Here is a 6,113-nt window from a genome sequence, read left to right as displayed (position 1 = left end):
CTCGAGGTGTGCTCGTCCATCCTTCGACAGAAAGCCGCCGCGAATCATGATCCCAGCAGAATCGCACGCGGCCCCAACGTCAACGCCGTTCTTCGGGTCTCCAGGGAGTCGGGGTAAAACTGTCCCCGGCGCTTACGCCGGCACTTACCCTTCCCCGCCGCCTCCACCGCGCCATACTCCGGCTCCTGCGTCCGGCCGAAGCGGCGGTGCGGCGCCTCATCGTCGTGGCCGCGCGCGGCCTCGTCGTGACCTTGCCGCCGCCCCGGCAGAAACCGCAGCCGAAATTCCGGCCCGGGGCCGGCCCCGTCCGCATGCCGGCACGGCCGAAAACCCGCGCCCGCAGCACCTCCCTGCCGCTGCTCGACCCGCTGAAACCCTGGAACCGCCGCCTGCGGCGGGCGCCCAGGGGCGTGCCGCGCATCTCCTGTCCCGGCTACAGCGAGCCGTTCCGCATCCCCGCCTGGTCGCCCAACGATCCGATCGACGCGAGGCGGCTGGACGCGCGGCTGTGGGCGCTCGCTCGCGCGCTCGACGACCTGCCCGGCCAGGCCAGACGCTTCGCCCGCTGGCGGGCACGCCGCGACGCCGCCCTCGCGCGCGAGCGGGAAACCGGCGGTCTGCGCCGGTTCGGCCGCTTCTCGCCGCTGAAACCCGGCCGGCCGCCGGGCTGGCGGCGAAAAAAGCCCGTTCATGAGGTGCACGAGGTTCTCGACGTCGTGCACGGGCTTGCCCAGTGGGCTCTGGAGCCGCCCGACACGTAATGACGGCCGCCCAGCCAACACGACAAGCGAAGGATCGAACGGTCACCGTGGACTTTTCCGCGGCGTGGCGACGATCCGTGCTGTCTGCGAGGACCGCTGCTCCTGTTGGCGATGCCGGCCAAACCTGCTTAGGTCTTGGCGGACGCATGGAGAACACGTCGGGCATGAGCGCAGGCAAGCAGAAGACCATCCTCGGCATAGGCGGCGCGCATATCGACCGGCGCGGCCGCATCGCCGTCGACTTCGTGCCCGGCGCCTCCAACCCCGGCACCATGCGCGAGGAGGCCGGCGGCGGCACCTTCAACGCGCTGCGCAATGCCGTGCAGCGCGGCGTCGGGGCGCGGATGATGTCGGTGCGCGGCGGTGATGCCGCCGGCGAGACCGTCGCCCGCGCCATCCAGGCTGCCGGCATCCGCGACCTCTCCGTCACTTTCCTCGACCGCGTCACGCCGAGCTACACCGCGCTGCTCGACCGCCACGGCGATGTCGTCGCAGCCCTCGCCGACATGGGCCTCTACGATCTCGCTTTCGCCAAGCAGCTGCGCCGCGCCTCTGCCCGCGCCGCGATCGCCGAAGCCGACGCGATCTTCACCGACGCCAATTTGTCGGCCGAGGCGCTGGCGCGGCTGCCGGCGCTCGCCGCCGCAAAACCGGTCTTCGCAATCGCCATCTCGCCGGCCAAGGCGGTGCGGCTGAAATCCATCCTGCCGGCGCTCTCCTGCCTGTTCCTCAATGCGCGCGAGGCCGGCGCGCTGTCCGGCCTCGGCCCGGACGCTCCCGCACCGGCGATGCTCGACGCGTTGAAGACCCTCGGGCTCGGGCGTGCGGTGCTGTCGAAGGGAGCCGATCCGGTGCTGGCGCTCGATGGCGGCCGGATTTTTTCGATCACGCCCCCTTCCCCGAAGACAATCGCCGACGTCACCGGCGCCGGCGATGCGCTGGCCGGTGCGGCGTCAGCCGCGCTGCTCTCCGGCCGGCCCTTTTCCGAAGCCGTGCGCGAGGGCATGGCGGCGGCGCTGCTTGCCCTGGAGAGTGCCGACGCCGCCCCCTTGCTCACCCGCGACGCGTTCGAGGCAGCCCTTGCCCTTGTCCCGCCGGCCGAAACGCTGCATGAGGCGCCGAACGAAGGAGAAGCGCATGTCGCCTGACACGGCCATGGCCCATATCGACATCTTCGCGCCGGTCGCCGAGGCGCTGGCCGCCGGCCGGCCGGTGGTGGCGCTGGAAAGCACCATCATCACCCACGGCATGCCCTGGCCCGACAACAGCCGCATGGCCGAGAACGTCGAGCGCATCATCGCCGGGGAAGGCGCGACCCCCGCCACCATCGCGGTGGTCGACGGCCGCATAAAAATCGGCCTGTCGCCGGCCGAGCGCGAGGCGCTGGCGCAGACGCAAGGGGCGATGAAGCTGTCGCGCGCCGATCTCGGCTTCGCCGTGGCCGAACGCCGCACCGGCGGCACGACGGTCGCCGCCACCATGATCGCGGCAAAGCTCGCCGGCATCTCGGTGTTCGCCACCGGCGGCATAGGCGGCGTCCACAAGGGCGCCGAGCTGAGCTTCGACGTCTCGGCCGACCTCGACGAGCTTGCGCGCACGCCGGTCATCGTCGTGTCGGCCGGCGCCAAGGCGATCCTCGACATCGAGAAGACGCTTGAGGTGCTGGAGACGCGCGGCGTGCCGGTGGTCGCTTACCAGTCGGATGTGATGCCGGCCTTCTGGTCGCGCACCTCGCCCTACCCCGCGCCGCTGCGCCTCGACACCGCCGAAGCCATTGCCGGCTTCTTCAGGACTCGCCTGGCGCTCGGCCTCGACGGCGGCATGCTGGTCGCCAATCCCGTGCCGGAAGCGGACGAGATCGCCGCCGAGGCAATGGCCGTCCACATCGCCGCCGCGCAGAAGGCGGCCGCCGAACAAGGCGTTTCCGGCAAGACGGTTACGCCCTTCCTGCTCCAGAAGATTCTCGAACTCACCGGCGGCGAGAGCCTGAAAACCAACATCGCGCTGGTCGAGAACAATGCGAGGCTGGCGGCGCGGATCGCCAAGGCGCTGTAGGTTGGCTTGGAGCACCGCCAAATCCCATCGGCTAGCCTTTGCTCTGCCACCGCACCGCCGCCTCATAGGCTTTTCTCGCCCAGCGCCCGAACTCTTCCGGGTCGTCGACCGCCTCGTCGGGAATGGTCCAGTAGGGCATCGCCACCAGCTTGCCGTGGCGCGAGCCGGTGTAGCGCCAGCGGCGCGCGCCGGCGGCTTCCAGCTCCGGCGCGGAAATCTCGTCGCCCTTGAGCATCAGCTCGCCGCGCAGCTCGATGCCGATGATCAATCCGTTGTGGTAGATGCCTTTCCCTCCGAACATTCTTCGGATGGAGACCTCGCCCAGCCCGGCGAACAGATCGGCGATTGCGACGTTGTCCATGACCAGGACTATGCCAGCGGCGAACGGGCTTGTCATCGCGACGTCGCAACGCCAGCATCGCGGTCCGCACAACGACGAAGGGAAGACCCTTGCCTCTTCTGCTCAAAGGTTCATGCCGCTGCGGCGCCGTCGGCTTTTCCGTCGAGAGCCACACGCCCGTCCCCTACATGCTCTGCTACTGCTCGATCTGCCGCAAGCAGCAGGGCGGCGGCGGATACGCCGTCAATCTCGGCGCGGTATCGCAGACGCTGAAGGTCACCGGCGAGAGCGATCTCGGCCTCTACCGCGCCGAGATCGTGGACGACGAGCGCACGCGTTGCGAGGTCTCGACCGGCGAGCGGCGGTTCTGCAAGAAATGCGGATCGGCCTTGTGGCTCTACGACCCGACCTGGCCGGAGTTGGTCCATCCCTTCGCCAGCGCCGTCGACACCGATCTGCCCAGGGCGCCCCGGCGCGTCCACATCATGCTGAAATACAAGGCCTCCTGGGTCGAGCCGGCCGTCCGCGACGGCGACGCGACCTTCGACCTCTATCCCGAGGATTCGATCGCCGACTGGCACAGGAAGAACGGGCTTTGGGTGGATTGAGGCGTGCCTGATCGTACGTCCTTCGAGCCTCGAAGGACGCACGGCACCCGCTCACCCCGCGAACGGATTGGAATAATCCCTCAATCCTCCCCCGGCACGCAGGCCGGCATTGATCGCATCGAGCGCCGCCTGCAGGCGGCGCCGCAACTCGGCCGTCAGCGCCGCCGCGTCCCCGGCGAAGTCATGCACCGCGATCGGCTCCGGAACGCGGATGATGGCGCGGCGCGGACCTGCCGGCTGCGGCACGAAGCGGTTCAGCGTGTCGCGGAAGGTGCCGGCGCAATAGTCGTTGCGGATGCGCTTGATGTGCTCGGCCGCCTCCTCCTGCGTCATGCGATCGCGCGCCCAGGCGAACGGCCCGAGCCGCATCAGCCGCTGCAGCGCCTCGGCCGTAGCCTTCACCCGACCTGCCGCCTCCGGCGTGGTGCCGGTCGTCTCGCGCAGCCAGCGCCGGGCGGCACGCGGCAGGTCGGCCGTCTCCCCATCCGGGCTGCCGACCAGATCGGCGAGTTCAGCCTTCTTGATGGACACCGATGCCTCCAGGCGGGCCGGAAACGGCCGGGCCTCGTCCGGCACGACGCCGGCGGCTTCCTCGTCGCGCGCCAGCAGCGCGGCATAGATCGCATGCACCCGCCCGGCCGGGTCAGCCCCGGCCGGCGGCGCGGCGATCTTCAGCCGCCGCTCGACATAGGCGCATTCCGCCAAAAGCTCCGCCTCGACGTCGCGCAAAAACACCAGCTTCCAGACCATCGGCGCGACGAACGCCCGGAACGCCGGATCCGCCGCGCGGCCGCGTTCGAGCGCTTCGAGCGCCATCTCGGCGGCGCCGGGCATCAGCGGCGCCACCCAGTCGCCGTGCCAGCCTACCGCGCCTTCGGGATGCAGCAGCACGCCGTGACCTTGCGCCGCCCAGCCGACCGAATGGTCGCGCGCCGCGTCGCTGTTGCCCGGTATCTGCGCGATCAGGTTGTTGGCCAGCCAGAATTTCTGCGCCAGCCGCCCGAGGCCGTTGACGACGCCGTTGGTCGCCCACGAGGCGGCAAGAGGCGCCACTTTCGACACGATCTGCTTGTCGATCATCCAGTCGGTGAAGAATTCCGGATGGTTCGGGGTGAGGAACGTCGCCATGCCCTGCCCGCAGACGGCGCTCAGCCGGTCCCTGTCGGCTTGCGGAAAATCGACCTCGCGGACATTGGTGACGCCGCGGCAGCCGGGAATGCGGTTGAACGGCGGCAGGTCGCGCAGCAGCGGCATGCCCTTCAGCATCAGCACCCTGTTGACGGGCGTCATCAGGGCGATCAGCGGCCGGTTGGGCACCGGCGCGACGAAAATGTTGAGACGGCTCGCGCTTCCCTCCAAACGCGGTCTCCTACGGTTCCGGCAACGCGGCCAGGCGACGCGTCCTCGGAGGCGGGCGATCGGATCGCACGGCGGCGGGCGCGGCTACTTGCAGCTTTGCGGCGGGGTGGCGAACACCGAGAGGTTGACGAGCTTGCCCTTCATCGAGAAGTCGCCATAGTCCATGGTCAGGTCGCGGGTGAGGCCGTTCTCGTGCAGCTTGAAGGCGATCCGGTACTCCGGCACCTCCTCGCCACCGTCATTGTCGTCGTCGAAATAGGCGATGTCGACCGGCCAGTATTTGTCCTTGGCGAGTGTGTCGAGCACCTGCAGCTCCGGATCGTTGGCGGCGGCCGAGGCCTGCTTGCCGACGATCACCGTCGTCGTCATGACCTTGTCGCCATTGTCCGAACCGTCGAACAGATTGGTTTCGTAGAAGGTCTCGCCGGTGTTGGCCTTGTCGATCAGCTCCGCCAGATGCTGGGTGGGAAACTGGGTCCGGCGCAGCTCCAGGCTGTTCTTCTCGGGCTTGTCGATCTCCACCTTCAAGCCTTCGTCCTCGCGTGTCGCGGTGCCCTTCAACTCGCGCTCGAGCGCCTGGTCGGTGAAGGATTTGGTCACGAACGAGAAGGATTTGCCGCCGGCATCCTCGAACGTGGTGGTCTGCTGGTCGGTCAGCCGCGAATTCTCGCCGGTGTCGATGCGCGTCACGAAGCGGAAATTCACCGTGTAGCCGTCGCAGGGCGAGCCGTTGAACTCGTACACCATGCGCCCGGTGAGCCCGGTGATGCCGGAGCGGTCGGAGGCCTTGTCGAGCGCCAGGTCGTAGACCGCGCGATGCGGAACGAGCGGCGCCGCGGCCAGTGCCGAAGCCGTGCAGACCGTGGAGGTGGCCAGAAGGGCAAACGTGAGTGGGCGCAAGGCGCGCATGAAAAGCTCCGATCGGCGGCCGAGGGGCGGCCTGTTGTCAGCCCATGGTTTCCGAAATAGTCGTGGCGGAAGCGAGGCAAA

Annotated in this window: 7 protein-coding genes; 4 read left to right on the top strand and 3 right to left on the bottom strand. The window is 68.9% G+C overall.

Features of this window, described 5'->3' with window-relative positions; genetic code table 11:
- The first annotated feature begins 206 nt into the window (after positions 1-206).
- The 3 genes from C7I84_RS22580 (at position 207) to C7I84_RS22570 (ending at position 2,816) form a co-directional block, all read left to right on the top strand.
- On the top strand, positions 207-761 hold the full coding sequence (locus C7I84_RS22580) for a hypothetical protein (protein ID WP_106774475.1): 555 nt from the start codon (positions 207-209) through the stop codon (positions 759-761).
- 164 nt (positions 762-925) lie between these two features.
- Positions 926-1,909: a PfkB family carbohydrate kinase gene (locus C7I84_RS22575; protein WP_106774485.1), complete on the top strand. Its 984-nt coding sequence runs from the start codon at positions 926-928 to the stop codon at positions 1,907-1,909.
- Positions 1,899-2,816, top strand: coding sequence for a pseudouridine-5'-phosphate glycosidase (locus C7I84_RS22570; RefSeq protein ID WP_106774474.1), 918 nt, complete (start codon positions 1,899-1,901; stop codon positions 2,814-2,816). Before C7I84_RS22575 ends, C7I84_RS22570 begins: the two co-directional genes overlap by 11 nt.
- Positions 2,817-2,847: 31 nt before the next feature.
- Here the strand turns inward: C7I84_RS22570 and C7I84_RS22565 are convergent, their stop codons facing one another.
- Positions 2,848-3,177: a TfoX/Sxy family protein gene (locus C7I84_RS22565; RefSeq protein ID WP_106774473.1), complete on the bottom strand. Its 330-nt coding sequence runs from the start codon at positions 3,175-3,177 to the stop codon at positions 2,848-2,850.
- A gap of 89 nt (positions 3,178-3,266) precedes the next feature.
- Here C7I84_RS22565 and C7I84_RS22560 point away from each other — a divergent pair, with 89 nt between their 5' ends.
- A complete protein-coding gene (locus tag C7I84_RS22560) occupies positions 3,267-3,764 on the top strand; it encodes a GFA family protein (RefSeq protein ID WP_106774472.1) in 498 nt (165 codons plus the stop codon).
- 51 nt (positions 3,765-3,815) lie between these two features.
- Here the strand turns inward: C7I84_RS22560 and C7I84_RS22555 are convergent, their stop codons facing one another.
- On the bottom strand, positions 3,816-5,123 hold the full coding sequence (locus C7I84_RS22555; RefSeq protein ID WP_245428565.1) for a hypothetical protein: 1,308 nt from the start codon (positions 5,121-5,123) through the stop codon (positions 3,816-3,818).
- Between the two features lie 84 nt (positions 5,124-5,207).
- Positions 5,208-6,032 (bottom strand): cell envelope integrity EipB family protein, encoded by an 825-nt coding sequence (locus tag C7I84_RS22550; RefSeq protein WP_106774471.1) that lies wholly within the window; start codon positions 6,030-6,032, stop codon positions 5,208-5,210.
- Positions 6,033-6,113: the final 81 nt, after the last annotated feature.

It is taken from the genome of Kumtagia ephedrae (genome assembly GCF_003012745.1).
Classification (GTDB): domain Bacteria; phylum Pseudomonadota; class Alphaproteobacteria; order Rhizobiales; family Rhizobiaceae; genus Kumtagia; species Kumtagia ephedrae.
This window is presented reverse-complemented; position numbering and strand designations above follow the sequence as displayed.

Coding starts and splice junctions, on each gene's coding strand:
- C7I84_RS22575 (WP_106774485.1), top strand. CDS start 926: ATGAGCGCAGGCAAGCAGAAGACCATCCTCGGCATAGGCGGCGCGCAT.
- C7I84_RS22570 (WP_106774474.1), top strand. CDS start 1,899: ATGTCGCCTGACACGGCCATGGCCCATATCGACATCTTCGCGCCGGTC.
- C7I84_RS22565 (WP_106774473.1), bottom strand. CDS start 3,177: ATGGACAACGTCGCAATCGCCGATCTGTTCGCCGGGCTGGGCGAGGTC.
- C7I84_RS22550 (WP_106774471.1), bottom strand. CDS start 6,032: ATGCGCGCCTTGCGCCCACTCACGTTTGCCCTTCTGGCCACCTCCACG.